The sequence below is a fragment of the Candidatus Methylomirabilota bacterium genome (assembly GCA_003104975.1).
In the GTDB taxonomy this organism is placed as follows: Bacteria; Methylomirabilota; Methylomirabilia; order Methylomirabilales; family Methylomirabilaceae; genus Methylomirabilis.
On record PQAM01000012.1, the window covers coordinates 1 to 26,575 of the forward strand.

At 60.9% G+C, this 26,575-nt stretch carries 29 protein-coding genes; 2 read left to right on the forward strand and 27 right to left on the reverse strand.

Translation table 11 applies throughout. The features are described from left to right. From C3F12_10320 to C3F12_10445, 26 genes are all read right to left on the reverse strand, one after another. The coding region (locus tag C3F12_10320; GenBank protein ID PWB44783.1) for a hypothetical protein at positions 1-1,024 on the reverse strand (1,024 nt) is incomplete at its 3' end. 98 nt (positions 1,025-1,122) lie between these two features. Continuing rightward, positions 1,123-2,250 carry a TIGR02584 family CRISPR-associated protein gene (locus C3F12_10325; GenBank protein PWB44784.1) on the reverse strand — a complete coding sequence of 376 codons (1,128 nt, stop codon included), beginning with the start codon at positions 2,248-2,250 and terminating at the stop codon, positions 1,123-1,125. 102 nt (positions 2,251-2,352) lie between these two features. Then, a complete protein-coding gene (locus C3F12_10330; GenBank protein ID PWB44864.1) occupies positions 2,353-3,366 on the reverse strand; it encodes a hypothetical protein in 1,014 nt (337 codons plus the stop codon). A 524-nt stretch (positions 3,367-3,890) separates the two neighbouring features. Continuing rightward, positions 3,891-4,223, reverse strand: a complete 333-nt coding sequence (locus C3F12_10335; protein PWB44785.1) for a hypothetical protein — start codon at positions 4,221-4,223, stop codon at positions 3,891-3,893. 266 nt (positions 4,224-4,489) lie between these two features. After that, positions 4,490-5,161, reverse strand: coding sequence for a thiamine phosphate synthase (gene thiE / locus C3F12_10340; GenBank protein PWB44786.1), 672 nt, complete (start codon positions 5,159-5,161; stop codon positions 4,490-4,492). Positions 5,162-5,166: 5 nt separating this feature from the next. Continuing rightward, positions 5,167-5,727, reverse strand: a complete 561-nt coding sequence (gene efp / locus C3F12_10345; GenBank protein ID PWB44787.1) for an elongation factor P — start codon at positions 5,725-5,727, stop codon at positions 5,167-5,169. Between the two features lie 45 nt (positions 5,728-5,772). After that, the gene (gene aroQ / locus C3F12_10350; protein ID PWB44788.1) at positions 5,773-6,243 is read right to left on the reverse strand and encodes a type II 3-dehydroquinate dehydratase; all 471 of its coding nucleotides are present in this window, start codon (positions 6,241-6,243) and stop codon (positions 5,773-5,775) included. A gap of 1 nt (position 6,244) precedes the next feature. Beyond that, on the reverse strand, positions 6,245-7,339 hold the full coding sequence (locus C3F12_10355; GenBank protein ID PWB44789.1) for a 3-dehydroquinate synthase: 1,095 nt from the start codon (positions 7,337-7,339) through the stop codon (positions 6,245-6,247). Then, entirely contained in the window at positions 7,336-7,866 is a 531-nt protein-coding gene (locus tag C3F12_10360; protein ID PWB44790.1) for a shikimate kinase, read from the reverse strand. Before C3F12_10360 ends, C3F12_10355 begins: the two co-directional genes overlap by 4 nt. 1 nt (position 7,867) lies before the next feature. Continuing rightward, on the reverse strand, positions 7,868-9,031 hold the full coding sequence (locus C3F12_10365) for a chorismate synthase (GenBank protein ID PWB44791.1): 1,164 nt from the start codon (positions 9,029-9,031) through the stop codon (positions 7,868-7,870). Between the two features lie 25 nt (positions 9,032-9,056). After that, positions 9,057-9,842, reverse strand: a complete 786-nt coding sequence (locus C3F12_10370) for a hypothetical protein (protein ID PWB44792.1) — start codon at positions 9,840-9,842, stop codon at positions 9,057-9,059. A gap of 129 nt (positions 9,843-9,971) precedes the next feature. Then, positions 9,972-10,796: a hypothetical protein gene (locus C3F12_10375; protein ID PWB44793.1), complete on the reverse strand. Its 825-nt coding sequence runs from the start codon at positions 10,794-10,796 to the stop codon at positions 9,972-9,974. 4 nt (positions 10,797-10,800) lie between these two features. Further along, positions 10,801-11,670: a hypothetical protein gene (locus C3F12_10380; GenBank protein PWB44794.1), complete on the reverse strand. Its 870-nt coding sequence runs from the start codon at positions 11,668-11,670 to the stop codon at positions 10,801-10,803. A 22-nt stretch (positions 11,671-11,692) separates the two neighbouring features. Further along, a complete protein-coding gene (locus C3F12_10385; GenBank protein ID PWB44795.1) occupies positions 11,693-14,320 on the reverse strand; it encodes a hypothetical protein in 2,628 nt (875 codons plus the stop codon). Then, the gene (locus tag C3F12_10390; GenBank protein ID PWB44796.1) at positions 14,317-14,763 is read right to left on the reverse strand and encodes a hypothetical protein; all 447 of its coding nucleotides are present in this window, start codon (positions 14,761-14,763) and stop codon (positions 14,317-14,319) included. The genes C3F12_10385 and C3F12_10390 overlap by 4 nt, the downstream gene beginning before the upstream one ends. A 28-nt stretch (positions 14,764-14,791) precedes the next feature. Beyond that, positions 14,792-15,481: a hypothetical protein gene (locus C3F12_10395; GenBank protein ID PWB44797.1), complete on the reverse strand. Its 690-nt coding sequence runs from the start codon at positions 15,479-15,481 to the stop codon at positions 14,792-14,794. Beyond that, entirely contained in the window at positions 15,429-15,971 is a 543-nt protein-coding gene (locus C3F12_10400; protein ID PWB44798.1) for a hypothetical protein, read from the reverse strand. The genes C3F12_10395 and C3F12_10400 overlap by 53 nt, the downstream gene beginning before the upstream one ends. Then, positions 15,968-17,041 (reverse strand): pilus assembly protein PilM, encoded by a 1,074-nt coding sequence (locus C3F12_10405; protein ID PWB44799.1) that lies wholly within the window; start codon positions 17,039-17,041, stop codon positions 15,968-15,970. Before C3F12_10405 ends, C3F12_10400 begins: the two co-directional genes overlap by 4 nt. A gap of 441 nt (positions 17,042-17,482) precedes the next feature. Next, positions 17,483-18,298: a tryptophan synthase subunit alpha gene (locus tag C3F12_10410; protein PWB44800.1), complete on the reverse strand. Its 816-nt coding sequence runs from the start codon at positions 18,296-18,298 to the stop codon at positions 17,483-17,485. Further along, entirely contained in the window at positions 18,295-19,539 is a 1,245-nt protein-coding gene (gene trpB, locus C3F12_10415) for a tryptophan synthase subunit beta (GenBank protein ID PWB44801.1), read from the reverse strand. The genes C3F12_10410 and trpB overlap by 4 nt, the downstream gene beginning before the upstream one ends. Beyond that, positions 19,508-20,131 carry a phosphoribosylanthranilate isomerase gene (locus C3F12_10420; protein PWB44802.1) on the reverse strand — a complete coding sequence of 208 codons (624 nt, stop codon included), beginning with the start codon at positions 20,129-20,131 and terminating at the stop codon, positions 19,508-19,510. The genes trpB and C3F12_10420 overlap by 32 nt, the downstream gene beginning before the upstream one ends. A 10-nt stretch (positions 20,132-20,141) precedes the next feature. Next, complete coding sequence (locus C3F12_10425; protein PWB44865.1) at positions 20,142-20,945, reverse strand: indole-3-glycerol phosphate synthase TrpC; 804 nt, start codon at positions 20,943-20,945, stop codon at positions 20,142-20,144. A 7-nt stretch (positions 20,946-20,952) separates the two neighbouring features. After that, positions 20,953-22,017: an anthranilate phosphoribosyltransferase gene (gene trpD, locus C3F12_10430; protein PWB44866.1), complete on the reverse strand. Its 1,065-nt coding sequence runs from the start codon at positions 22,015-22,017 to the stop codon at positions 20,953-20,955. 44 nt (positions 22,018-22,061) lie between these two features. Further along, positions 22,062-22,628, reverse strand: a complete 567-nt coding sequence (locus C3F12_10435) for an anthranilate/aminodeoxychorismate synthase component II (GenBank protein ID PWB44803.1) — start codon at positions 22,626-22,628, stop codon at positions 22,062-22,064. A 6-nt stretch (positions 22,629-22,634) separates the two neighbouring features. Further along, on the reverse strand, positions 22,635-24,140 hold the full coding sequence (gene trpE, locus C3F12_10440; protein ID PWB44804.1) for an anthranilate synthase component I: 1,506 nt from the start codon (positions 24,138-24,140) through the stop codon (positions 22,635-22,637). A gap of 144 nt (positions 24,141-24,284) precedes the next feature. Further along, positions 24,285-24,614, reverse strand: a complete 330-nt coding sequence (locus C3F12_10445; GenBank protein PWB44805.1) for a thiol reductase thioredoxin — start codon at positions 24,612-24,614, stop codon at positions 24,285-24,287. 86 nt (positions 24,615-24,700) lie between these two features. Here C3F12_10445 and C3F12_10450 point away from each other — a divergent pair, with 86 nt between their 5' ends. Then, positions 24,701-25,255 (forward strand): hypothetical protein, encoded by a 555-nt coding sequence (locus C3F12_10450; GenBank protein PWB44806.1) that lies wholly within the window; start codon positions 24,701-24,703, stop codon positions 25,253-25,255. A 145-nt stretch (positions 25,256-25,400) separates the two neighbouring features. On the opposite strand, the gene C3F12_10455 is transcribed toward C3F12_10450, so the two are convergent. After that, entirely contained in the window at positions 25,401-25,622 is a 222-nt protein-coding gene (locus C3F12_10455) for a hypothetical protein (GenBank protein ID PWB44867.1), read from the reverse strand. A 345-nt stretch (positions 25,623-25,967) separates the two neighbouring features. Here C3F12_10455 and C3F12_10460 point away from each other — a divergent pair, with 345 nt between their 5' ends. Beyond that, entirely contained in the window at positions 25,968-26,558 is a 591-nt protein-coding gene (locus C3F12_10460; GenBank protein PWB44807.1) for a hypothetical protein, read from the forward strand. Positions 26,559-26,575: the final 17 nt, after the last annotated feature.

Below are 26,575 nucleotides of genomic sequence, written 5' to 3' on the forward strand. Positions count from 1 at the left end.
TCCGCGCTACCGGGGGAAGATCATGGTCCTTAACGGAAGGCGCCTGAACCCTAAGCTCTTGCGCGAGCGGACGTGGCAGGCCGCAAGGCAGGTGGTAGATCAAGGCCATCACGCGTCCCTTCGCATTGGGGGTCACCTTGAAGCGGAGTTGGTTGGCAAGGCGCGATTGATTACCCCATGCTTGGACCGCGTGATTTGTCACGGGGTAAGCCAGTAAATGACGCCGTTCGAACGGTCCCTGCGCACCCAGCTTAAGTTGCGTACGGAACCCGATCTTGACCTTAGCCAGAGCTTGCATGGCGGCCCGCCAGTCAGAAAAGGTCTCTTTCGACCTCCAGACCAGCAAATGGTTATCGGCGCTTCGGCCCAACGCGTGCGGCCAGTCCAGTTCTAGGCATTCCCTCAGCGGGCGCGAGACCCGGCCCAACAAACCATTCTGGATTCCCGCTTGCGCGGGAATGACGGCGGTGATGCTCGCGTGTTCCAGGGAAATCGAACCCCAGCCGTTGCGCGAACGGCCGCCGAGACTGCCGAACCACTGCATGAGCTGGATGGCATCTGCCACCGCGGTTTCGTCATCCGGCCAAACCAGTCGAAGGCGGGCTGATTCTCCAGATTGTATGGCTACGTTGGCTTTCAAGGCGGTCCCTTGTTGATACCGGAGCGGGCCATATCCCAGGTAGAGATGGGCACCCACCTCTCTGCCGTTAGGGCCCACTTCCGGATGGTCGACTCTCGGGTCATTACCCCAAATGCCTTGAAGTGTACCTTGAGCCCATATGTCCAGACGCAACCGGACCTGGCTCTTCTGACTCTCCCCACCCTTGTCATTGGCCGCCCCAAATAGCCGCGCTTCCGCTTCGCGCAACCGGGCGTGGTTGAAAGCGCAATCGCGCGCGGCGGCCACCCGCCACCATTGCCGGAGTAGGGCCTTGAACGGCGGGGTGCGCCACTGGGCCTGCTGCTCGGCGTTGCCGAGGAAGGCGGGGGTGGTGAAGGTAACTTTATATTCGAGTGTCCGCATTGTGCCGACTCCTGATTGCGATTGTGTCATCGCCTCTGCTTGGCTTTACGTTTGACAAGCTTGCCGCCGCCGTCGATGTTCGATCGCTCACGCGCCGGTCACTTGTCTCCTCTTTCGGCCGTCGCAATGGTCGTGTACCTGATCTGGACGGGCTCAAGGTCCAAGCCGTGTGTCCAGTTCGGACGCCGGTTGAAGCGCTGGATGAGGTACGGCGTAGCCGCAGGGCCAAGGGCGGCTTTCAGCAGCCGATTAGCGTGGGATTTGCGGCGCTCGAAGAAGTTCTTGTCCATCCCTTGCCGTAGGGCCGCCACCGTCCGATCATTATCCCCGAGAACCCCGATGATCGCCTGGTGCTCCGCCAGCACAGCCTGAGCATAATCGGGCTCCGGAACCCCGTCCTTAGGGCAGGCCAGCGGCGGCTGCCCTCGCTGACAGCGGCGCGCGAGCCAACTGTAGAAGGCGAGTTCCACGGGCGGAACGGTGACGGTCTGGCCGGCTACACTGATAGATCGATGCCTCAGGTCGATGGTAAGATCGGGCGGTCCAAGGACACGTCTGGCCGCAGCAACGGTCTGGCTGAAGCTCGACCGGCCTGTGAGCAGGTTCACGGGTAAGCCGTGGCGCAGACTCACGAAGGGGATTACCGCCAGCGCGACCCGCGCATCGGCGCAATTCGCAAGCTTATTGTCACGAGTGGTAATGATCCGCTCGTACGGCGTCGGATAGAAGAAGTCCCAACTCGATTCGAATGGCTCGCTCACCAACACATGCGACAACCGGTCTTGTAGGCGCCCATAGAGCGATAAGGCGTAGCCGAGGTAGAAGCCCATGGTCTTGCGCCCGCCGGCGATGGAGACGTGCAGGGCGGTCTGCGGATCGGCGGTGAGTTGCCGGACGGTCTCAGTGATGAGATCGGCGCCGCGCTCGTTATCGGAAGGCGTACGGATGTCGGTCAAGGTACCGTCACCGTCGGAGAGTATCGCAATACGGTTGCGGTCAAACGCGATGTGGGGGAGCGCATAGTCGCGGCGCAAGCGGGAAAACCAGCCTGGGTCCTCAGAACGCAGCGCCAGTTGGGCGCGTTCCGCGCCCTCGGCGGTCGTAATGAGCCTGACTTCGGTCGGCACAAAGGGCGGTGATTGACAGACCGCCAGGGCGTACAGGGTTTCGGTGACCACCTGGGGCGACAGGCCGGTCACGGCCAGGAGAATCCGTTTCGGGTACATATGAGGAGCTGCAGGATCGAGGTAGTGTGTCATCTTGTGTGAGCTTCCATGATGGTGCCGTACATCGATCTTCGTGGCCCCATCGACATACTCCGCACCCCCTCACCCTCTCCCTCTCCCACCAGGGGAGAGGGAGAGGGTGAGGGTATACTGGCCCAGTCCCATGCTGGTGCCCTTCCCCACGTGGGTCCACTGCCCTACCCACAGGTATGGCCAGAACGGGACGATCTCACCACCGTCAAGCCCAAATTCTCCCATCAGGCCGCCCATCTGCATCATCGTCCGTTGTCGCGACGAGTAACGAGTCCAGTCGTGCCATTGGAGTGTGGTCCAGAGGAGCCGCACCTGCCGCGCCTGCTCCAGCAGACCGCGAAAATCGATGTCGAGCGGGAGGTCCCCGTGGAAATAGGTCAACATAGACAGCCGTCGAAGGAGAGTCCCAAAAAGGTCCGCGAAGACGAATTCCTGGGGACCCACAAGCGCCTCGCGTCGCTGCAGTCGAAGAGGTGAAGACAGCGTGATTCTCACCAACGCGGGACACGTTGGCGGGATGGGCATCTCGGGCGGCAGGGGCTTGAGTTGGCCTTCCGGCGCATAGATCCTCCGCCAATCCCCAGTCGTCCAGTCGGCCTGTCGAACCTCGATGAGCGACAGCCGGATTCGCCGTCGCCCGATCCCATCAGCAGCCGCTCGTGTCATCGCATGAATGATATACGGCAGGTAGCGGTTGCCGTAGCCAAACAGGTTCAGGCCGAGCATATTGGCGCCGCTTGTGGCGGTAACATCATGGATCTGGAGTGAAAACGGATGGGGCGCAGCAGTATAACGCCGCATCTTAAGACTGCCATTTGGGATTGGCGTCTCAAAGAGGTAGGAGTACGCGCAAGTTGCCTTCAGCAGACAGGTAGTACAGCTTTCCAGGCGGGTGACGCAGACGGCCTGGCGCAGGGCGCGCCCAAAGGCGCCGCGCCAGGCAGATCCCGAAAAGTGGGGCCAGCCCGTTGTGCTGTCCGGCGCGAAGAGGAGCCGATAATGACCGACCGCGAGCCTCAACCCGCCGTTGGGCGAGAGCGCCTGGTCTCCATTGAGGGGCTCGTGCGTCGCTGTTTCGTTCATGTTCATCTCGCGTGCTCTGTCCTCCGATGATGTAACATGATGGCCTCTCATCACATTGACGGCAAGGATCACAAGCTTGCAGCATCCTTAGACGACACATCGGACGATAGCGACACAAAGCGCTCAGAGAATAGGACGAATCTGCCGGAAAGATCAGCAGATGTCAATAGAAAGTTGCGGCTCCACAGTGAGAATTGCGGCGCGTAATCTGTTCCTGTATTTGACATTGGGAGCAGCGCAGGGTGTGGCAGTCACAGCGCTGTGGCCCTGAAAGACGGTGAGATTGCTTCGTCGCGGTGCTCCTCGCAATGACGCGATGGGGCTTTCGAAGTCCTGAATCTGGCGATAGTGCGAAGAACGGTGAGATTGCTTCGGTCGCTACGCTCCCTCGCAATGACCGATACGGGAGACTTTCTAACCCATGACACGAGGGGGTGCAGTGAAGCGAAAGAGTGCGGATGGGCGGTTGGAATACAGCGCGATGGGAGGCGATGAACGATGTTGGGTGGCTTGCCGGATGGCGGTTACGTTGTATAAAACTTACCGCCACGAACAAGTATCCGCTGCTTGCAGGCGGAACACGTAATTGCTTTCGCCCGATAGACCGCTACGTCATGGCCGCAGTACGGGCACGGACCGGCAAGAATCGAGATGAAAAAGCCTATGGGGGCGAGAAAAAAGAGCATCGTGCCGAGCAGGAAGCCGAGGGTCCCTGCGGTACCACCAATCCCAGGGACAGCGAATAGGGCGAGCCCGACCCCACACATGACTGTCCCGGCTGCAAGCATGATCCCCATCCACTTGAGCTTCATCTCCCTCCGCTCAGGTGTCGTCATTCGCGGCGTGCTCTCGTCCATTCTTTGTCCTCCTCCTCCTCTCTCCTGGAACGGCCACTAGTGTAGTGTCCCAGAAACGCGCTTACAGAGTTCGTCATTCCGGGCTTGACCCGGAATCCAGTCTTTCTGCTCTGGATTCCCGCTTCCGCGGGAATGACGGCTCCAAAACGAATGTTAAGGAAGCGTTAGATACACTGCACCAGTACTTCATTGCGACGGTTAGCGTACATAAATCGTCATACCGGCGAAAGCCGGTATCCAGCAAAACCGTCAGGCGCCTTCGCATCCTAATCTGACATTATAGCGCGCCCACTGTGCAGACACGCCCTTGCCGCGTGAATCGCGGTCGCGAAGGCAGCGGTCGCGGCGGTGATGTCGGCGGCTCCGACGATGGCCGAGATGACGGCGGCCCCGGTTGCGCCGGCGGCGATCACCTCGCCGACGTTGTTGAGTGCGATGCCGCCGATGGCGATCAGCGGCAGATCGATCCGGGACCGCAGTTGCCGGATGATGCCGCAGCCCCGCGGCTCGTAGCCGGTGGCCTTCGTCCCGGTCGCGAAGATCGGTCCGATGCCCAGGTAATCGGCCCCCTGCTCCGTCGCCTCGAGCGCCTGCTCAAGCGAGTGGGTGGAAACCCCGAGGATCTTGTCCGGCCCCAGGACCCTACGCGCGGCCGGTGGCGGCAAGTCGTCCTGCCCCAGATGGACGCCGTCGGCATCGGCGGCAAGCGCCAGGTCCAGTCGGTCATTGACGATGAAGCAGACGCCGCGCTCGCGACAGAGTTGGGCGATCTGACGCGCCTCTGGCAGAAGCTGCCCGGGTCCTGCCACCTTGTCCCGAAGCTGGATCATCGACGCGCCGCCCTCCACCGCGCGCGCCGCGATCTCGACGTGGCTCAGCCCGCGCGCCGACTGTCGGTCGGTGATGACGCACAGGCGGCATGCATCCGCAGCAATCACGATGCTCAGGCGCGCTCGACGTAGGCGCCGGTGCGGGTATCGACGCGCAGCAGGTCGCCGATGTTGATGAACAGCGGTACCTGGATCGTCGCGCCAGTTTCCAGCGTCGCCGGCTTGGTGGCGCCTGTTGCGGTGTCGCCGCGAAGGCCCGGTTCGGTCTCCGCCACCCGCAGCTCGACGAAGGTCGGCAGCACCACGCCGAGCGGCTCGCCGCGATGGTTCATCACCGAGATGATCATCTCGTCTTTCAGAAAGCCGCTGGCCTCTCCGAGCAACTTCTCGTCTATCGTAAACTGCTCAAAATTCTCGGTATCCATAAAATGGTAGACGTCGCCATCATGATAGAGGAACTGTACCTTTCGATCCTCCACCTCCGCCTTCGGGAGCTTCTCTTCGGTTCTGAAGGTCCGGTCGATGATGCCGCCGGTCTTCATGTTCTTCAGTTTGGTCCGCATGAAGGCGCCGCCCTTGCCGGGCTTGACCCATTGAAAGTCCGTAACCACGTATGGGGTGCCGTCCAATTCCACCTTCACCCCGGGGCGCAGATCTCCTCCAGAAATCATCATCTCTTCTGTTCTCCATAAGTAAGCGATATCCGAGCATTCATCTTATCATCCCTTTTTCTCGAGTAGCTGAAGGGCCGCGTCGAGCCCGAGCCGATAGCTCAAGGCGCCGAATCCGCTGATCTGACCGACCGCCACGTCGGCGATCAACGACCGATGACGAAACGGCTCGCGGCGGTAGATGTTCGACAGATGGACCTCAACCGTCGGGATCGACACGGCAATAATCGCATCCCGCAGCCCGACACTTGTATGAGTCAAGCCGCCGGCATTCACGATCAGGGCCTCGGCCCAACCGATCGCCTCGTGAATGGCGTCGATCAGCGCGCCTTCGTGATTGGATTGAACGAATCGGATTTCGGCGCCCCGCGCGTCGGCGTAGGATCGTAACGCCTCTTCTATCTCTTTTAGTGTCGTACGACCGTAATGGTTCGGTTCTCGACGGCCCAACAGGTTCAGGTTGGGGCCATTCAACACCAGAATCCGCTTTCTTGCCGAACCGTATTCCTGTTCGCCCATCTCACACACTCCACGCGGCTCGGATCGCCGACCTCAGCTCACCGAGATCCGAGATCTCGGCCAAGGTAGCGTGACCGATCCCCTTTGTCAGGACGAAATAGATCATCCGATTTCTCACCTTTTTATCATAACCTATTGTAGGTACAAGTTGTTTCATGTCAACTGATGCCTTCGTCGGGAGCCCGATTCTCATCAGCAGCGTTCGAAGCCGATCAAGCTCGCCCCGTTCACACAGCCCTCGGTTGACCGACAGCATCGTTGCGACCACCATCCCGATGGCGATCGCCTCACCGTGCAAAAGTCGGTGATACCCGGCGAGGGTCTCGAGGGCATGTCCAACGGTATGCCCGAAGTTGAGGATGGCGCGCATCCCCTCCTCCCGTTCGTCCTGTTCGACAACCTGGGCCTTGATGGCGCATGAGCGCGTGACAAGGTGGGTCAACGATTCCGGCTCTGCGCGAAGGATGGCGTCCAACTCGGTTTCGATAGAGGCAAACAGCTCGCGGTCGGCGATCATCCCGTATTTGACCACCTCCGCCAGGCCTGCCCGGATCTGGCGCAGCGGCAGTGATCGCAACGTCTGCACGTCGGCGACGACCAGTGACGGCTGGTAAAAGGCGCCGACCAGGTTCTTCCCCTCGGGCAGATTGACGGCGACCTTGCCGCCGACGCTGCTGTCCACCTGCGCCAGCAGCGTCGTTGGGACCTGCACCAACGGGATGCCCCGCAAATAGGTGGCGGCTGCATACCCGGCCAGGTCGCCGATCACCCCGCCGCCCAGGGCCACCACGACAGAGCGACGATCCATCCGATTCTTCAAGAAGGCCTGATAGAGGCGGGCCGCCTGACGGAGCGACTTGGCCCGTTCGCCGGCTGGAATCTCTGTGAGTGCGACGTGAAATCCGGCCTTTCGAAGCGAGGCCGAGACCGTGGCCCCGTAGAGGTGATTGACGACGGGATTGGTCACGATCATCGCCCGCCGGCTCGGCAGCAGCTCACCGCACAGATCGCCCAGTTGCTTCAGAAGGCCGCTGCCGACGGCAATCTGGTAACTGCGACTGCCGAGCGATACCGGGACCCTGGCTTCACTCTTCATCGCCCGCGTTTCCCGATCGCGACCGCCTGCAGACCGAAATGACCGATAATCTGATCCACGATCGTCTCAATCCCGGTACGGCTCGTATCAATGGTAAGATCCGCCTCGGCATAGGCAGAAGCGCGCTGCCCGAGCAGCGTTCGGATCCTGGTGAGTCGGTCTGTCCCCTGCAACAGCGGACGACTGGCGTCACCGCCCAGTCGCTCCAGGATGACAGCGGGCTCGGCCGTCAGGCAGACCAGGACCGCGCCGGTTCGGAGACGTCGGAGATTGTCCGGGTCGAGGACGGCGCCGCCGCCCGTCGCCACGACACAGTTGGTGTGATGCCCCAGGCTTGCAATCAGGTCTCGCTCCTTTTGCCTGAACGCGGGCTCGCCCTCTGCCGCAAAGATCTCGGTAATCGTCAGCCCGGTTGTCGCCTCAATCGCCTCGTCCAGATCGAGAAAGGGTAACGCCAGCCGTTCGGCCAGACGACGTCCGACGGCGCTCTTGCCGGTCCCCATGAACCCGGTCAGGACGATTTTCATGTTACCGTTCGCGAATGGTCGTGACATACCCCTGGTAATTACGGATCATCTCTTCGACGCTGTCGCCGCCGAACTTTTCGATCAAGGCCCGCGCCAGCTCGAAGGCCACCGCGGCCTCGCCAACCACCCCGGCGGCGGGAACCGCGCAGATGTCCGACCGCTCGACGCTCGCCTGAAACGGCTCTTTCGTGCGGAGGTCTACGGAGGCCATCGGGGCGTACTGTGTAGCGATCGGCTTCATCGCCCCCCGTATGACGATCGGCTCGCCGTTCGTCATTCCGCCTTCAAGCCCTCCGGCCCGGTTGGTCTTGCGCACGAATCGACCCTCTTCATAAAAGATCTCATCATGCGCCTCGTACCCGAATCGTCTGGCGCCCTCGAATCCGAGACCGATCTCGACCCCTTTGATGGCCTGGATGCTCATCAGTGCCTGGGCCAGCCGACCGTCCAGTTTGCGGTCCCACTGCACGTAACTGCCGAGCCCGACCGGCAAATTGAGCGCAATCACCTCAAACACGCCGCCAAGACTGGTGCCCCTGCCCTTCGCCTCATCGATCTGTCTCATCATCGCATCGGCCGCCGCCCCATCTGCACAGCGTACCGGTGAACCCTCTGCCTGCTCTCGGATGTCCGCAAACGACAGACCGGACGTATCGGCTGCGACCGATCCGATCCCGACGACATGGCTGAACAGCTCGACGCCGAACTGCCGCAACAGCCGCTTGCACACGGCGCCGACCGCCACACGGGCGGTCGTCTCGCGGGCGCTGGCACGTTCAAGGATGTTGCGGATATCCTGCTGTCCGTACTTGAGCGCTCCGGCCAGATCTGCGTGCCCCGGTCGTGGACGGGTAACCGGTTCTTTCGGATCGATCTCCCTTCCGACCGGTGTCGGGTCCATCGTCGCTTTCCAGTTGTCCCAATCGCGGTTCGCAATCAGGATGGCGATCGGTCCCCCCAGCGTCAGACCGTGACGAACGCCGCCCACAAGGTCGGCCTCGTCCTTTTCAATGCGCATCCGGCCGCCGCGTCCGTACCCCTGCTGCCTTCGCGTCAGCTCATGCGTGATCTCGTGGGCCGCCAGCGGAAGATTGGCCGGGATCCCCTCAAGAATCGCGGTCAGCATCGGGCCGTGGGATTCGCCGGCCGTCAGGTAGCGCAACATGTCGTGACTCCGTGATCGTGCTTATTTATCCTTCGGATGGCTGGATCCTGGAACGCTGCAACAGATACTCGACGCAGTTCTGCGCGAAACGATTTCGATCCTTCCACTCGCCCGTCAGGGTCATATCCAACGCGATGGCCAGAATCGTTCCCTGGCCGACGCTGCGCTCAGCGATCAGCGGCATCGGGCGCCGCCCCCCTCCGGCGATCTCCGCGCCACCCGGGTCCCCTCCACCGGCAAAGGCGGCCTTCGACGCCTTACGATACTGAGCAACCTCCGTCGCGTCGTCGCGCAGGTCAAGCTCGTTAAAGAAGGCCATCGTCGGAATCACAACGTCTTGCAGGATCGGATGACCGGGCTGGAAAATCAACGTCGGACCGAACGGGTGCGGCAGCCAGTCATCGCGCGTCGGCCTCAGCGGCAAGAGCTCCCCGATCGCGGTTCCCGCATAGCCGCCGCTGCCATAGGACCGTTGCCCACCGGTGATCAGCAACGAACCGCCGCCGGCCAGATAGTCTGGTAACCCATCGCGCACTGCATCCGGCAGACTGTCGTACGCCACATTCGAGAGGACGATCAGCGAAAACGACGTCAGCGGCGTCTCCCCCGGTTCGCGGCTGACGACAGCTCCCGTGCTCGATTCCACCTCGGACCAAGCCACATAGGCGTCATCGCCAAGCGATAGGATCGCCGGCGCACTTTTCTCCGCCCTGAGGTCACGCGGGCCGACGACCCCACCGATTACGAGCGCGACGACGGTAATCACCAACAATCTGCCGCCGAAGAGGCGTCGTTTCAGCAGCTTACACATGGCCCATGTCCTACGCAGGCTGGATTGTACCCCAACTGACGGCACTCGCAAAGGGAAAAGCCCGGCGGCGAGCACGGATGATGAGGATTCAGATCCGGGTCGGACGGGGTATGATGTGATTGAAGATAGTTACTTCGCTGTCGACCCGGCCGTCGTCTTGATCTTTCGATAGCACAGGCGAACGCCGGCATCGGGATCCTTAAACCCCGTCAACTCTTTGAGAAAACGGGGATCCACCGGTGAGTCGATAGAACTGCTTTCATTGGGATCGAGGACATTGCGGTCTTTGACCTCGAACTTTCCCAAAAAGCGACCTTTCACCCGAACTTCAACCTCCAGTTCCGCACGCCACGCCTCTTTGCTGCGGTTGGTTACGCTTCCCAGCAGGTGACCCTCCACCACGTCAACCTCGCTCACCGCGAATTCCGGCGGCTCCCCCGAACAGAGTCCCTCGCCGGAGCGGCTTTTTGCCAAACGTTCCGGAGCAATTTCTCTCACCCCGCGCTGCTTCATCGTGGCCAGTTCGTCACGCTTCAGTCCGTACACATCAACGCCCTCTTGTTCCACAATCTTTGCATTCATAAAGCTTTCGTCACGGGTCGTCACCAGGTAATCTTCCAGCGGGGTGGCGACGCCGCTCGGCTTGACAGACGGCAGGTCCTTGGTTCCGAGAATGGCATAGACGTCGTCAGCGTCCAGTTCCCCGAATTGCCCATTGCCGGTACTCCAATAGATAGGGCCCTTCGGCTTCCCCCTTGCGCAGTCATCGACCAGGACCGATTGCTCATCGGTCTCAGAAGCCGTGTCCGCCGCACGGCTGTCGGCAAAGGAGCAATCATCGACGATCATAAAATGACCGCCCTTGAGGTAGATGAGGTATTCGGCAGTGGAGACAGAGGGCAGCCCAACAAGGCACAACATCACCAGAATTCCCGAATGACGAGTCCCTGCCATTGCCCTAGAGATCTTCGCAGTTCGCCGACCCGGCCTGTCCCGTGTTATCCAGTCGGCTGACAATGTTTCCAATCAGGCGCATAATGTGGAGTCGCTCACTATCGGATGACGTGAACCTGATTTGGCAGAGGGTGTTGAGCTGTCGCTCCAGGCATGGTCGATCGCCGGCCCGGCACTCGGTCCGTTTCAAGGATTCGATCAACAATTCAGACCGTTTTCCCGCCAGGAGATCAGCCAGCGCTTGCCTCTCCCTCGTTAACGCGCGACGGTATAGCTCTTCTTCAGCACGGACGATTTGTTGGTTACGATCGGTCGTGTCCTGTAACTGTGTGATACGGTCCAGGAGGGTTTCGCGAACGGAGGTCCACTCTGCTGAGGCCGCGAGTGATGACTCGGTGGCAGCGCGCCCCGCATGAACCCTGTCAAGGAGTTGCAGGAAGGCCTGGGATTCGGCAAGGCGTTCTTTACACTCCTTCAGCTTCAACTCCTTCTCCGCCAGCGGGAGGAGATCTCTTAGCTTGGTGAGACGATCGGTGAGTTCGCGAATCTCTTGCCGCCATTGGGGCTCGTTGGATCTGACGAGGAGATCGGTGAGCCTGTGTTGATCCCTCGCAAGTGGCGCCAACTCATCCGCCGGGGTCAACCGTAATTTGGCGAGTCCCCATTCGACCCTCTCGAAGGCCTCCTGTTGGCCCCTAGGATCATCCGGGGTAGGAAAATCGATATCCCGATCCTGCGGCATCTGCTTTATCTCTTCGCATAACTCATGACGGGGCTGTTCAGCGCGGATCGGCCCGGCGGACCAGAATATGACGCTCAGCCCTGTTGCCACGGCCATAACGAATAACTCGCGTCTATGGCGAAGTCCGGCCATGTCTCCTGTCTCTCATCCGACACTAGAGCCGTGCATCCTGCAGAACAGAGGGGGTCAGGAATATCAGCAGCTCGATACGCTCATCCGGTCCGAGCGAACGCCGCTTGAACAACCAGCCCAGGATGGGGATATCACCGAAAAACGGAACCTGATCCGTAGTTATGGCCTCGGTCGATTGAAGCAGACCGCCGATGACGACGGTCGAGCCGTTCTGAACCATGATGTTCGTTGTGGCCTTCCGCGTGTTGATCGGAAATACGAAGCCTTGCGAAAAGTCGACCCGTTGCCCGGGGAACGACCGCTCCGCCTCGACCTTCATGGAGACCCGACCATCGGGCGTAATGTGGGGTTTAACCTTCAGTTTAATGAAGGCATCCTGAAACTGTACGACTGTTCTTCCTGAGCTATCGATCGTCGTATAGGGAACCTGAGTCCCCTGCTTGATCTCAGCCTCTTCGTTGTCCTGGGTTGCCACACGCGGCGAGGATAGGGTTCGTATCTTCCCCTGGGTCTCTGCCGCCGAAAGCTGGGCGCCAACCAGGAATCGATTGGCCAGGCTGCCGATCGTCATGCCCAACGCGAAATGTGGCGATGCGACCGGGAGATTGACCGCCAGCGGTATGGGGCCCAGGAAGGGAACGGTCCCACCGCTCGCCGGAAACGGGTTGCCCGTGGCCGGCGTAAGGTTGGGGAACCGGAGCGGAAGGCCGCTTGTCCCGGAGGAGGACGCGCCACCGGACGTCGCACCTCCTCCGCTGCTCGAACTCGTTCCGGAGGGGGAACTTCCTCCAAAGGCCGTCACTCCCGTGGTGGCTCCAGCTTTCGTCGGAACCCCGGTCCCCCCCCATTGAACCCCAAGGCTTTGAGAGAACTGACGGGTTGCCTCGACAATTCTCGCTTCGATCAATACCTGGGGCGTCGGAATATCGATCTGCTTCAGCAGCGTCTCCATCCGTTCTACAGCCTCCGGAAGGTCTTTGACGATGATCCGGCTGGATCGTTCATCAACGATGACACTGCCGTCCTTTGACTTGAGCGCAGTCAAATGGGTCTTGAGATCCGTCGCCTTCGCGTAATTAAACGGCAGCAGTCTGGTGACAAAGGGTTCTTTTGGCGGGCTATCCAGTTCCCTGGCGAGTGCGGTCATCCTCTGACAGACGGGCTGCACATCGTTGACGATCAGGGTGTTCGTGGTCTCCTCCAGTTCAATGGTGCCCCGTCGTGATTTTAAGCGTTCCAGGTGTCGTCTCATATCAGAGACCTTCATGTGCGCCACGCGAATCACCATTGTGCACGGTGGCTCTTTCGCGTATTGCCGCTCCTCCTCCTCAATCCTCTTTCGCTCCTGTTCCTCGGCCTTTCGCTTCGCCTCTCTCTCCTCTCCGGCCTTCCGCCGTGCCTCCTCGGTCTTCCGCCGTGCCTCCTGGATGCTGATCGCCTGCTCAATATCTTTCGCGCGCTCATCCTTACTCTTTTGAATGTCGGCCTTCGATCCGACATAGATCAGATTGCCGTCTTGCTCGTAACTCAGACCCTTGGCTCGAAGGATCATGTCCAGCGCCTGACGCCACTCGACATTATGCAGACGCACGGTCACCTCGCGTTCTTCCCGTTTCTTCAAGCCATGCGCGACCACGACATTCAGACCGGTCGCCTCCGGGATAATACGCAACAGCACTTCATCGAGATCCGCTTTGTTGAGATCGAGCGACAGGCGCTTAGCGCCGGCCGTGGTCGGGGTCGCGGCAATGGTCTGCGAGACGCCGGCCGAGCTCGGCGGCACCGGCTCCTGCCCCGGCGAACCCGGCGTCTGGCGGCTTACGTCTTTGGCATTTGTTGGCGCCGCACGCTTTTGCGGCGGGGGCGGACTTCCGGCTCCAATTGGCGGCTGTCCGGCCGGCGGCGCCTCTGCCTTTGTCGATGCACGCCGGCGTTCCTCAGATTTCGAGTCCACGGACGCCTGCGGTGCAGAAGCGGCGGAGGACTTCTGCGGCGGCGGCTCATCGGGACTCAGCGCCGATTCCGCCATCATCATGGTTGCTGCAGACATCACGCTCTCGACACCCCCATCCTTCCTGGCGGGCGGACTCGCGGCTGAGTCATCGGCCCGCTTCAGTGATACGAGTTCCTGTGTGGTCGCCTTCTGATCAGCGACCTCGGAACTGACCAGGATCTGCAGTCCATCATGGGTTAACTCGATGCGATACGGCAGCAATCGGCTCAGATCGAACATCAGGCGAAGGGTCGGCTCGGAGGCCTGCTGGAGCTGCATCGTGGTCACTCGCAGGACAGGAGACTCAGACGGCAGCGCAACAGGCTCGCTGATCGCGTCTCGAGCGCGGGAGAGATCGATGACCAGCGCCGGCGGCGTCTGTACCGTATACGAGGCATAATCGGCCAACCCTCCATCTCCGCTGACCGTGATTGAGACCAGGTCCTGTTGCTCCATTCGGACCTGTACGCCGGTCACATTGACGACGCTCGCCGCCGGAGCGGCGTTCGATAAAGACGATTCGCCGGATGATAATGGCAAGGTCTCTCTGGTGGATACGCCGGACGTTGCGCAGGACGTAAACAATAGAAAGAGTACGGCGCCGGTGAGCCGTCGTCTCGGCCGGCACGACAACTTATAGACTGCGCGTACATTCATCGTGGTACGTCCGCCGGTAGCTGTTTTTCGACGTAACGTATACGCACCTTCCCCTCCGGATTCTTGGTTCGTACCTCGAATACTACACGATCCCTGCTAATCTTGACGACCTTGGCCGAATCAACCACGTCGTTTTCCCGGATGATGTACGCCCGTCCCGCCGATAGCTCTGACTCTACTAATGCATAAAAGGAGCGAGCCTCTCGAATAATCCCGGTTACCGTCAGAGGCACCGTCGGCGGTGTTTCTGCGACGACGGATCGAGACGGACGGAATGGGTCTCGCCGTCCCCTGGATCGGTACGTAGCCCGCTCCTCTCTCTCCTCTTGATGCGAGGCGACCTCAGGGGCAGGCGGTGGCGCTGTCTGCTGGACAGCAGGCGGTGTCGTCGGTGTCGTCTCGCTCGTGCAGCCCACGACGGCGGCCAGTATACAGACCATCATCGCGCCGACCGCCCTCTTATGAGAGGGCCTATTTCTCCGTCCTTGCCGCCTCACCACTCTTCGCCCCCGAAGCGCCTGAGTAGGTGTAGGTCACAACGCCAAACTCGGCCTGGATCGTGTCTCCGGGCTTCTGACCTTTGGCGGCCTGTCGAATGGTCAGATCGGTAACATTCACGATCCGCTCCAACTGAGCAAGCCGCTCAAAAAGGAGGCCAAGATCGTGGTAGGTTCCCCTCACCTTCAGTTGTACCGGGATCTCGGTATAGAAATCCTTCGCCACAGCGCTCGCCGGTTTAAACGAGGCGACGTCCAGATCCGTCTCCTGACCAAGACCGGCCACCCGTTTCAACAACGCCGGAATCTCCTTTTTAGTGGGTAGCTGCCGGATCGTACGCTCAAGTTGTGCTTCCAAAACCGTGATCTCCTGTTCCAGGCGAGGTCGTTGGCTTGCGATCTGTCTCGTCCGATCCGCCTCTGCTCTCACGCGAAGCAGCTCCGCTTGAGCCTCGCTCCGTGCGGTCCACGCCGACTGAAGCAACAGTTGCCAATAGAGGAGGAGGGTCAACACGCCTACGATGACCCCGAGCGCAATCTTCTGCTGCCGCGGGATATTGGCCGTATGGGCCGAGAGATCCATCGAAAACGGCATGACAGGCTCCTTCCGATTATCCCGACAAGGTCGCGAGAATTTCGAATCGTTCCACCGGCCTGCCCTCATATAACTCGAGCTCGGAAAAGCTCAGCTCAACATTCGTGACCAGGCGTGTCATCCGCTGAAGTGCCAGCATCAACTCGGCGACGACAAAGTGCGACGAGGCATATCCTTGAATAGTGAGTGTGCCGGAACTCTTACTGATGCTGGTCAGCCAGCCCCCATCCGGCAGCGCCTCGCTCAGACCATCCAGCAAGCGCACCGGACGGTCCTGGTGTGTCGCCAATCGTTGGACGAGCGCCAGCCGCTCTCCCAGTTGTTGCTTCTTGCGGGCGTACTGCTCGACCGCCTGAGCAGACTGCCGGTTCACCGCCACCTCGCTCTGTGTCACCGCAATACTCGTCCGCAGTCGTTGTATGTCCCATTTCACAAAGAGCCAGTATCCGGCCATTCCAGCGACCGCAAGAAGAGCCACGACGATCGATACGGTCCGAGGGGCCTTGATCTCTCCTCTTTTGGGGCGCTTCTCACGCGGAAGGAGATTGATCTTGATCATACGCTCTCCTCGTCGGCATCACGAAGGGCTAATCCCACACCGACCATCATTTGGGGCGCAATCGTCGCCAGATATTGAGCGTCAACCGTTTTCGCGTTGATCGCGATATGTTGGAACGGATTGGCAATCTCAACGGGCAACTCAAGCGTACGTGACAGGTACGTGGCCAGCCCCGGTAACAACGCGCATCCGCCGCTTAATATCATGCGGTGAATCGTATCCCGTTGACTCGTGGAGTAATAAAAATCGAATGAACGGCGCACCTCTTCGGCCAATTCACCGTTGACCGTCCGGACCACAGGCTCTACTTCTGTGAAGCTGTGCCCGGCAATCGTCTGACCTCGTTTTAGCGCCTCGGCCTCCTCGACACTCAAGCCGAAACTTCTCTCCAGCGATTCGGTGTGTCGGTTCCCGCCCAGAGGGCTATCCCGGGTAAAGTCCGAGATACCGCCGGCCAGGATATTGATGTTCGTGACCGCTGCTCCTACATTTACAAGGGCCACCACCTCGCCGGGCTCAATCTTATTGAGTATCATGAACGCGTTCCCGATGGCGAAAACGTCGACGTCGACCACGACCACATTCAGGCCGGCGGCGGAAATGGCGGTGAGGTAGTCGTTCAGGATGTCCTTCTTGACCGCCACCAGCAGGACCTCCATCTCTTGCTCGCCGGTACCGAGCCTTCGCAGGATCTGGAAGTCCAGATTCACGTCATCGATGGCGTAGGGAATATGTTGTCCTGCTTCCCACGCAATCCCTTCTCTGAGCTCTGCCGCCGGCATTGCAGGCACCGTAATCTTCTTGATAATGACCGAATTTCCGGATACTGAACAGGCGACATCAGAAAGGGTGATGGCGTGTTTGTCGAACAGTTGTCGGACAGCCGTGCTGACCGCACCGGCGTCGACGATGATGCCGTCTACGATCGCGTCGGAATGGATGGGAACCATGCCGAGTTCGGCGACGCGATAGGAACCCCGCGATTGTTGAAGGTGTATGGCCTTGACGGAACTGGTCCCGATATCCAGTCCGACCAGTTCCCTTTTGCGAGACCCCCATGAAAACATCATGAGTACCTGTGCCGAGCCATGATCTGCTGATAGGTTGTGCTTCCATCGAGCTTGTACGACGTTACTCTGAACTTGTCAAGCAAAATACATCATATGAGGGTGGTCAGACCCAGATAGGCGCCGGGTGTACTACTGAACCTTGCATAGGTAATGAAACACGAACTGCTCCCGCATCCGTTCAGCCTGAGCTTGTCGAAGGCCGCTCCGCTCATGGTTCGACAGGCTCACCACGAACGGAACGGAGGGATCTATAATAGTCGCATTACCTATGCAAGAATCAATAGGATTAGTCGCCAACTATACGAGGGTGCCGGATGTGCCCCAAATGAGCCGGAAGAGGCGAGGACGGGCGGCGTCTCGGCAGGTGTGTTACGGTACGTTTCGAGAATGTGGAAGTTGAGAATGTAGCGTTGGGCCAGGGCTGCGCGGGAGAGCCGATGACTATTGGCCTGAGACGGCTTTGATTCGTGTGGCTGCCTTGAGCGACGCGACGAACTCGCCGACGCGTTGCAACTGGTCCGGTTGTCCGGACGTCTGTTCCAACAGCGAGACGATCGCACTCCCGACGATCACACCGTCGGCCATCGTCGCGACCACCCGTACCTGCTCCGGCGTCGAAATGCCGAACCCTACCGCCAGCGGCAGGCCGGTTTCGCGTCGGATGATCCGAAGGCCGGTTTCGAGATCGTCGCTGACCCTGGACCGGGCCCCCGTCACACCTCGCAGCGAGACATAATAGATGAATCCTTTTGAGGCGGCCGAGATCGTTCGTATCCGCTCAGGCGGGCTGGTCGGCGCAATGAGAAAGATCGTATACAGGTCGTACGCGCCCGCGGCCTCGATCAACTCGGTCGCCTCGTCAGGCGGCAGATCCGGCACGATCAGGCCGTCGATGCCGGCAGCTACCGCTTCTTTTGCGAATCGCGTATATCCGAAGTGAAAAATGGGATTGACGTAGCTCATTAATAAGAGCGGCAGGCGACAGTCAGTCCGAAGATCCGCCACCATCTCGATAATCCCCGCAAGGGTCGTTCCGCCCCGTAGCGCCCGTTGAGACGCCCGCTGAATGGTCACACCATCGGCCAGTGGATCCGAGAAGGGTACGCCGATCTCGATCAGATCGGCGCCCCGCCGTTCGCATTCCAGGATCAACGAACGGGTCGTAGCGAGGTCAGGGTCACCTGCGGTCAGGTAGGGCATCAGGGCTCGCTCTCCGGATTCCCTGAGTCGACGGAAACGCTCATCGATACGGTTCATGGTCGAGACCCCTCAGTCAATACCAGATTCGCCACCGTCTCAACATCCTTATCGCCACGACCCGAGAGATTGACCACCACAATCTGGTCCCGGTTCAGCGTCGGGGCCAGTGTCTTGAGATGGGCGATGGCGTGCGCGCTCTCCAGCGCCGGAATGAGCCCCTCGAGCCGGCTCAGGAGCTGAAACGCCTCCAACGCCTCGGCATCCGTTGCCGACACAAAATCGATCCGCCCGAGGTCCCGGAGGTAGGCGTGCTCCGGCCCGACACTCGGATAATCCAGTCCGGCCGACACCGAATGAGTCGTGCGAATCTGGCCGTCGCCGTCCTGCAGGACGAAGCTCATCGTCCCGTGCAGGACGCCCAGTTCACCGCCGGCAAACCGCGCCGCATGCCGCCCGGATTCGATCCCCAGTCCGCCCGCCTCGACCCCGATCATTCGAACGGCCGGCTCATCCAGAAAGTGGTGAAACAGACCGATCGCGTTGCTGCCGCCGCCGACGCAGGCGACCAGATAGTCCGGCAGTCTGCCCTCCAGTTCCAGGATCTGGGTCCTGGTCTCTCGACCGATGATCGATTGAAAATCGCGAACCATCAACGGGTAGGGATGGGCGCCCAGGACCGAGCCCAGCACATAATGGGTCGTATCGACATTCGTCACCCAGTCACGCATCGCCTCGTTGATAGCATCCTTCAGCGTGCAACTGCCCGCCTCCACCGGGGCGACCTTGGCGCCCAACAGTCGCATCCGAACGACGTTGAGGGCCTGTCGTCGCATATCCTCCGTCCCCATATAGACCTCGCAGGTCAACCCGAACCTGGCGGCGACGGTTGCGGTCGCCACGCCGTGCTGTCCGGCGCCCGTTTCGGCGATGACCCGGGACTTTCCCATGCGGCGGGCGAGCAGAATCTGACCGAGGGTGTTATTGATCTTATGCGCGCCGGTATGACAGAGATCTTCGCGCTTGAGATAGATTCGCGCCCCGCCGAGATAATCGGTCAGTCGGCGCGCGAAATAGAGCGGCGTCGGACGCCCGACGTAGTGTCTGAGATAGCCCTGCATCTCTGACTCAAAGCCGGGATCGGCCTTCGCCTGGAGATAAATGGTCTCCAGTTCGGCCAGGGCCGCCATCAGGGTTTCCGGAACGAATTGCCCGCCGTACCTGCCGAAGTGGCCGCGAGGATCAGGAAGCGGACCCGGATTACATGTCTCAACGTGCGTCGGCTTTTCTAAGCTGTTCAATGAATTCCCTCACCTTTTGATGATCTTTTCGACCGGGAGAGGCTTCCACGCCGCTACAGACGTCCACGGCGTACGGCCTGACCTGCGCGATTGCGCGGGCGATATTGTCGGGTCTCAGTCCGCCCGACAAAATGACCCGTGTCCGACGCGCGGCTTCCGCCGCGATCTCCCACGGAAAGGTTCGGCCGGTCCCACCCGGCTGGTCGGCGACGTAGGCGTCCAGCAGGAAGGCCCGTGCCCGCGGGTAATGAGCTACGACCTCCAGATCGGTTGTACTCTGCACCCGAATCGCCTTAATAAATGGGGTACGAAGTTGACTACATAGGTCCGGACTCTCGTGACCGTGCAGTTGTGCAAGCCCGACGCCGGATACGCCGACAATCCGCTCGATCTCGTCAGGCGGTCGGTGGACGAATACCCCTACCGTCGTCACAAACGGCGGCATCTCCCCGACGATCGCCGCCGCTGCCGGCGGGTGGATATAACGGGGCGTCCCCTCCGCAAAGATAAACCCCAGGGCATCGGCCCCGGCCTCGACTGCGGCCCACGCGTCTTCACGCGAGGTGATTCCGCAGATCTTTACGCGCACCATCGGACGCAACTCAACCGCCGGTTCCCGTCAGCAACTCGCGCAGCTTCTCCCCGGGGTCCGGACTCGCCAGCAAGGATTCGCCAACCAGGATCGCGTCAACGCCGGCGTCGGCCAGGCGTCGGACTTCTTCGGGGCGCTTAATGCCGCTTTCGCTCACGACGACGGCCTGATGCGGCAGGTGCGGCAGCAGCGCAAAGGTCGTCTCCAGCCGGGTCTCCAGGGTTGCCAGATCCCGATTGTTGATACCGATCAGTGAGGCGCCTACCCCTTTTACGGTCTCAAGCTCCGCCATGGTGTGGACCTCTACCAGCGGGTGCAGCCCAAGCGACACGGCCAGCCCGTAGAGATCCTGCAGTTGTGACGGCTCAAGGGCTGCCGCGATCAACAGGATCGCGTCCGCCGGATACGCGCGGCTCTCATACACCTGGTAGGGAGTCACGATGAACTCCTTCCTGAGCACCGGCAGATCGACCGCCCCTCTGGCCGTCACCAGATCCTCTAGACTCCCCTGAAAGAACCGGCCGTCCGTCAGGATCGAGATGGCGCTGGCACCGGCCGCCTGATAGGACGCCGCCATCGCCGTGACGTCAAGCGGACGGCGGATGATCCCTGCCGACGGCGATGCGCGTTTAATTTCTGCGATGGCCTTGAGCGGCTCCCGGCTTCCCGCCTCTGTCTGTTTTCTGGCGATGGCTGCAACAAAATCGCGCGGGGGCGGCGAGTCCGAGGCGCGCGCCCTCAACTCTACAAGCGGCAGAGTCGCCTCGCGCTCGGTGACCTCTTGCCGTTTGTGCTCAAGAATGTACCGAAGCATCATGGTATTACGCGGCCTGTCGGCCGTGGCGACGACTGAACTCTACCAGAGCCCGCAGTTTCTCTATCGCGGCACCGCTGTCGATCGACATGGCGGCCAGTTTGGCGCCGCTCTGGATGTCATCGGCCGTCCCGCCCGCGATTACGGCCAGGGCCGCGTTCATAATCACCACATCCCGTTTCGGCCCCCGCTCACCAGTCAGAATCGCCCGGATCATCTGCGCGTTTTCGCCGGCACCGCCGCCCTGCAGATCGTCGAGGCTCGCCCGCGCAAAGCCGAAATCCTCCGGGGCCAGCATGTAGGTGTGGACCTGTCCATCCTTGATCTCCGACACCCGGCTTTGCAAGGCCGGCGATAGCTCATCCAGTCCGTCAAGACCGCAGACCACAAAGGCCCGCTCCGACCCTAGCGCGACCAGGACGGTTGCCAAAAGTTCGGTCAAGCGCGGCTCGTAGACCCCTACGACCTGAGCGGGCGCCTGGGCCGGATTGGTGAGGGGGCCGAGGATGTTGAACACCGTCCGAATCCGTATCTCGCGGCGGGCGGTCATCACATGCCGCATGGCCGGGTGCAACAGCGGGGCATACAGAAACCCGATGCCGACCTCGTCGATACACGCCCCCACCTGCTCCGGCGCGAGCGTCAGATCCACCCCCAACGCCTCCATCACGTCGGCGCTCCCGCAACGACTCGATACCGAGCGATTGCCGTGTTTGGCGACCTGAACACCGGCCCCCGCCACTACAAAGGCCGCGGCTGTCGAGATATTGAAGGTGTGGGCGGCGTCTCCCCCAGTGCCGCAGGTATCGACCAACCGCCCGCCGCCGGTTTCACCCCCCGCACGCTCGGCCGGCCCACGAACCCTGATGCGACAGACATGCGCCCGCATAGCCCGTGCAAATCCGGTGATCTCAGCGGCCGTCTCCCCCTTCAGCCGCAGCGCCGTCAAAAAGGCTGCGATCTGCGGGTCGCACGCCCGTCCGGACATCATCTCTTCCATCGCCGCACAGGCTTCATCGGCGCTCAGGTCCCGCCGGTCGACCACCTTGTGCAGTGCGTCCAGAATCAGCATCTCAACCGTATCGTCTCTGTAATCGTCGTCTGTACGCTGTCTCATCAGCGAAGGGCGAGGAAGTTTTTGAGCAGCGCCTTCCCCTCTCTCGTGAGGATCGATTCGGGATGAAATTGAATCCCCTCGATCCGATAGTGCGTGTGGCGGATGCCCATAATCTCTCCCTCTGCCGTCTGCGCGGAGATCTCCAGGCAATCCGGAAGTCCCTCGCGATCCACGAGCAGCGAATGATAGCGCGTGGCATCAAAAGGATTCGGAAGCCCGGAAAAGATGGTTCGCCCGTCATGGTGGATGGGAGAGGTTTTGCCGTGCATCAGGCGGCCTGCCCGCACGATCCGCCCGCCGAACGCGGCGCCGATGCACTGATGGCCCAGACAGACGCCGAGGATGGCGACCTGCCCGGCGAAACGCGTGATCAGATCGCAACTGATCCCGGCTTCCTTTGGGCTCTTCGGTCCCGGAGAGATCACGATCCGATCAGGCCGGAGCGCCGCCAACTCGTCCAGCGCAATCTGGTCGTTCCGGAAGACGCGCGGGCGTTCGCCCAGCTCGCCGAGGTATTGGACCAGATTGTAGGTAAACGAGTCGTAGTTGTCGATGACGACCAGCATGTGCGCCTACCCTGTCCCTCCGATCCACAGATCGCCCGATTCGGCCATCTGGATCGCCCTGAGCATCCCCTTCGCCTTGTTCATCGTCTCTTCGTATTCGCGTTCCGGGTCGGAGTCGGCCACGATCCCTGCGCCCGCCTGGACATATGCGGTTCCGTCGCTGATGATGACGGTGCGGATGGTGATGCAGGTATCCATATTGCCGGAGAAGCCGAAATAGCCGACCGCACCGGCATAGAGGCCTCGACGCACCGGCTCCAACTCCTCGATAATCTCCATGGCACGGATCTTGGGTGCGCCGGTGACGGTTCCTGCGGGAAAGCAGGCGCGCAACAGATCGAAGGCATCATGCCCGTCGGCCAGTATCCCTTGAACGTTGGAGACGATGTGCATGACGTGCGAATAGCGCTCGACCGTCATCAGCTCCGACACGGCAACGGATCCGATCACAGCCACCCGCCCCACATCGTTGCGTCCCAGGTCCACCAGCATAATATGCTCCGCCCGTTCCTTCGGATCGGCGAGGAGCTCCTGCTCGAACGCCAGATCCTCCGCATCACTGCGTCCTCTCGGCCGGGTCCCGGCAATCGGGCGCAGATCGATCCGCCCCTCTTCCAATCGGACTAACACCTCCGGTGAGCTGCCGGCCACACGGATCTCGCCCAGCCGCAGATAGTACATATAGGGCGACGGGTTGATCGTTCTGAGGGCCCGGTAGATATCGAACGGATCGGCGGTGGTTTTGGTGGAGAGTCGTTGAGAGATGACCGTCTGGACCACGTCCCCCGCCCGCACATATTCCTGCGTACGCTCTACGGCGCGAACGAACTCGGTCTGACTCATGGTCGAGTTCAGTTGCAACTCCCCCCCGTCTCCGCCGGGCCTCCGGCCCATATGCAGCGGCCGCCGCAGCGCGTCCACGACGTCGTCGATCTTTCTCGCAGCCTCATCGTATGCCTCACGAAGCTGCTGCGGATCGGTCTCCGGAACAAAGGCATTGGCTACGATCTTGATCCGGTGAGAGACGTTATCGAAAATCAGCAGGGTATCGGGCAGGAGAAAGAAGGCATCGGGCAGATCGAGATCATTTTTAGTCGTTGCCGGCAGTCGTTCGAATTGTCGAACGACATCGTAGGAGAGAAATCCCACGATCCCCCCGTAAAACCTCGGGAGGTCGTCGGCCTGAACCGGCCGATAGCGCCGCAAGATCGACTTTAACGGCTCCAGCAGGTCCTGTTCGATCGTATGAGATTGGGCCCCGGCTGCGGTCGTCACTGTGGCTGTCGTGCCCTTTGCGTGAAAGACAAGGGCGGGATTGCTGCCGAGGAAGCTGTAGCGGCCCCACTTTTCCCCCCCTTCGACACTCTCCAACAGAAAGGCGTAGTCGCCGCGGTCGATCTTGCGAAAGGCCGATACCGGCGTCTCCATGTCGGCGACGATCTCGCGGTAGACGGGGATCAGGTTGCCGGCCGCGCTCTTCCGCACAAATTCGTCGAAGGATGGATGCAGCATCTCCGCCATGTGTGGGTACCAAGGTAGTGGGCTGAACAGTAGGGCTCACCCTACCATACGGGAGAAAAAGCGGTCAAGGCCAAACCCGGACGGGAGGCGATGGAGGTCGTGTGTGTGCGGGAGGCTCGCCGGTAGAGCAGTACGTTACAGATGCTGCTGGATCTTGGCCTGAAGGGCTGATTTCGACAACGCCCCGACAATCTGTTCGACCTGCGCCCCATCCTTGAAGAGGAGGATCGTCGGAATGCTTCGAATTCCGAATCGAGCCGTACTCTCCCGATTCTCGTCCACATTCAACTTGGCGATCGTGACCTGCCCGTCATGTTCGTTTGCCAACTCATCCAGGATGGGTGCGATCATCCGACAGGGACCGCACCATTCGGCCCAGAAATCAACCAGGATCAGACCCTGTCCTTTGATAACCCGCTCGTCAAAATCGCGGTCTGTGAGATGAACGACCTTCTCTGACGCCATACATCCCTCCGCCTGTCCTCATGAAGTAAAGCCTCGCCGGACTCCCAAGCAAGCGCATTCGATAATTGAATTTTATATTAAAGGACATGAGATCGACTGTCAAGCTGTTTGAACCGCCCTGTCAACGTCCGGTTGAACTGCGGGGACGCCATGCCAATTGTCTCATGCGGGTATGGTGGCGAACGCCGAGGACGATCCGTTGTCCGGTGCACCGTGTCATCGTGGGCGACCGGCTGCCGATCAACGCCGAGTGGCAGGCCGTCGCCTTGGGGACACCGGACACCGGCGGCGCCGACAATGGTTCAACCACCTGCAACACCGACAATCTGGCGCTTGACGTGATGGCCACGGGATCCCGGTCGGCCTGTGTCTCCAACGTGGGGGCCTTCGACATGGTGGGGAACGTCTGGGAGTGGGTGGCGGACTGGGTGCCGCTGTCTACGGACTGTCCCGGCTGGGGCCTGTTCAGTGACGATTTCATGTGCCTCGCCGGGGCGTCCACGACTGATGGCCTCGGCGCGTTGATTCGCGGCGGCAGCTTCATCAACGGCTCGTCTGCCGGCGTCTTCGCGGTCGCTGGCCTCGTCCCGTCGCGCACGGACAGCTTGGTCGGCAGCCCCGGGTTTCGCGCCGCCCACTAGTCGTCCTTTGACCATTTGGGACGTTGCATGTTGATCCTGCGCGGGCGGGGCGTGCCCCCGCTCGCGCACGGCGTCGTCGTCGGCTGAGCGCGGCTCATAGATCAGGACGTCATCCCTATTGTCCAGAAGACGTCCATTACGGTACTCAACGAGCTTTGCGACTTCCCAGGTCCTCTTCTGCGACGGGATCAGTGGGCCGCTCGTAGTCGATGGCAACGCCGCGCAGCGGAAAACGATCTGCAGTTGTGGGGCGCATTCCCCGGGGCAACACAATGACCTCCACTTCTTCGCCGGCTTTAAACGGCAGCTTTGTCAGCCGCACTTCACCATTCTCGCCAATCGTCGTTTCGATGCGGACGGCCTGCATGTCGATCCTCCCATCAAGATCAGAACTGTTCGCCACCACCCACAACGCCATTGCATTTTATCATAGCGTGACGCGGTGGGCTGCGCAACAACAACATCCGGTTGAACTGCGGGGACACCATGCCAATTGTCTCATGCGGGCATAGTGGCGAACGCCGAGGACGATCCGTTGTCCGGTGCACCGTGTCATCGTGGGCGACCGGCTGCCGATCCATCCCTCACGCCTGCGACTCGGCGCGAGCCCCTATACGCCAAAAGGCGTATTGACGGCACGGCAGGACCTGAGGTAATTCAAGACAGAAAGGTATGCTCACCAACCCGCACACATCACAAGGAGGTCGGCGTCATGAAACGAACGCTTCACACTATTCGAGCCCCGCAGACCAAGACCGTACGACTCCTGGCAGGGCTGTTGCTTGCCCTGCCGCTCCTGGCCGCGAGCCCCGCCGACGCTTTCAAAGAGGTCGATGCGCGCCCGGTCGACATGTTCGGCATGGTCGGCATCGTCCGCGGCCAGGCCGCCCGGCTCAACGTCGTGAACGCGCGCGCGATGGTCGACCCCGGCGATCGTTCGAGCCCGTGTCAGGTGGAGTTCGGGTTCGTGGACGGCCAAGGGCGGAGCCTCGGACGCGCGACGGCCGCCCTCCTGCCCGGCCAGGCCTCATTCTTCGACGTCTTCTTCGATGCCTTCGACGACGCCGGCCCAGCATCGCGTCTGCAGGTCAGGGGGTTCATCATCGACGGTGGCAGGGCAGTAGCACCGGATATTGGCGACCGGACAGGCCGCATGGGCGACGATCCGTGTGCGGCGCTTCTGCCGAGCGTCGAGGTCTACGACGTGGCCACCGGCGCCAGCACGCTCGTCCTGCACCCCGCGGTGATCCGCGGCTTCAACCCGCAGCCGGATCCGCCGGGCCTCCCGGCCATTCGCAAGTAGCAGTCCGGGCTGCGGAG

Excerpts from the sequence above, each read along its gene's own strand:
- aroQ (PWB44788.1), bottom strand. The coding sequence starts at position 6,243 with ATGGGCGAACAGGAATACGGTTCGGCAAGAAAGCGGATTCTGGTGTTG.
- C3F12_10450 (PWB44806.1), top strand. The coding sequence starts at position 24,701 with ATGAGATCGACTGTCAAGCTGTTTGAACCGCCCTGTCAACGTCCGGTT.
- C3F12_10420 (PWB44802.1), bottom strand. The coding sequence starts at position 20,131 with ATGGTGCGCGTAAAGATCTGCGGAATCACCTCGCGTGAAGACGCGTGG.
- C3F12_10400 (PWB44798.1), bottom strand. The coding sequence starts at position 15,971 with ATGATCAAGATCAATCTCCTTCCGCGTGAGAAGCGCCCCAAAAGAGGA.
- C3F12_10360 (PWB44790.1), bottom strand. The coding sequence starts at position 7,866 with ATGAAAATCGTCCTGACCGGGTTCATGGGGACCGGCAAGAGCGCCGTC.
- C3F12_10445 (PWB44805.1), bottom strand. The coding sequence starts at position 24,614 with ATGGCGTCAGAGAAGGTCGTTCATCTCACAGACCGCGATTTTGACGAG.
- C3F12_10365 (PWB44791.1), bottom strand. The coding sequence starts at position 9,031 with ATGTTGCGCTACCTGACGGCCGGCGAATCCCACGGCCCGATGCTGACC.
- C3F12_10460 (PWB44807.1), top strand. The coding sequence starts at position 25,968 with ATGAAACGAACGCTTCACACTATTCGAGCCCCGCAGACCAAGACCGTA.
- C3F12_10370 (PWB44792.1), bottom strand. The coding sequence starts at position 9,842 with ATGTGTAAGCTGCTGAAACGACGCCTCTTCGGCGGCAGATTGTTGGTG.
- C3F12_10425 (PWB44865.1), bottom strand. The coding sequence starts at position 20,945 with ATGCTTCGGTACATTCTTGAGCACAAACGGCAAGAGGTCACCGAGCGC.
- C3F12_10385 (PWB44795.1), bottom strand. The coding sequence starts at position 14,320 with ATGAATGTACGCGCAGTCTATAAGTTGTCGTGCCGGCCGAGACGACGG.
- C3F12_10455 (PWB44867.1), bottom strand. The coding sequence starts at position 25,622 with ATGCAGGCCGTCCGCATCGAAACGACGATTGGCGAGAATGGTGAAGTG.
- C3F12_10330 (PWB44864.1), bottom strand. The coding sequence starts at position 3,366 with ATGAACGAAACAGCGACGCACGAGCCCCTCAATGGAGACCAGGCGCTC.
- trpE (PWB44804.1), bottom strand. The coding sequence starts at position 24,140 with ATGCTGCATCCATCCTTCGACGAATTTGTGCGGAAGAGCGCGGCCGGC.
- C3F12_10435 (PWB44803.1), bottom strand. The coding sequence starts at position 22,628 with ATGCTGGTCGTCATCGACAACTACGACTCGTTTACCTACAATCTGGTC.
- C3F12_10375 (PWB44793.1), bottom strand. The coding sequence starts at position 10,796 with ATGGCAGGGACTCGTCATTCGGGAATTCTGGTGATGTTGTGCCTTGTT.
- C3F12_10405 (PWB44799.1), bottom strand. The coding sequence starts at position 17,041 with ATGATGTTTTCATGGGGGTCTCGCAAAAGGGAACTGGTCGGACTGGAT.
- C3F12_10395 (PWB44797.1), bottom strand. The coding sequence starts at position 15,481 with ATGAGGGCAGGCCGGTGGAACGATTCGAAATTCTCGCGACCTTGTCGG.
- C3F12_10410 (PWB44800.1), bottom strand. The coding sequence starts at position 18,298 with ATGAACCGTATCGATGAGCGTTTCCGTCGACTCAGGGAATCCGGAGAG.
- efp (PWB44787.1), bottom strand. The coding sequence starts at position 5,727 with ATGATGATTTCTGGAGGAGATCTGCGCCCCGGGGTGAAGGTGGAATTG.
- C3F12_10335 (PWB44785.1), bottom strand. The coding sequence starts at position 4,223 with ATGGACGAGAGCACGCCGCGAATGACGACACCTGAGCGGAGGGAGATG.
- C3F12_10380 (PWB44794.1), bottom strand. The coding sequence starts at position 11,670 with ATGGCCGGACTTCGCCATAGACGCGAGTTATTCGTTATGGCCGTGGCA.
- C3F12_10325 (PWB44784.1), bottom strand. The coding sequence starts at position 2,250 with ATGTACCCGAAACGGATTCTCCTGGCCGTGACCGGCCTGTCGCCCCAG.
- C3F12_10390 (PWB44796.1), bottom strand. The coding sequence starts at position 14,763 with ATGATGGTCTGTATACTGGCCGCCGTCGTGGGCTGCACGAGCGAGACG.
- trpD (PWB44866.1), bottom strand. The coding sequence starts at position 22,017 with ATGCTGATTCTGGACGCACTGCACAAGGTGGTCGACCGGCGGGACCTG.
- C3F12_10355 (PWB44789.1), bottom strand. The coding sequence starts at position 7,339 with ATGAAGAGTGAAGCCAGGGTCCCGGTATCGCTCGGCAGTCGCAGTTAC.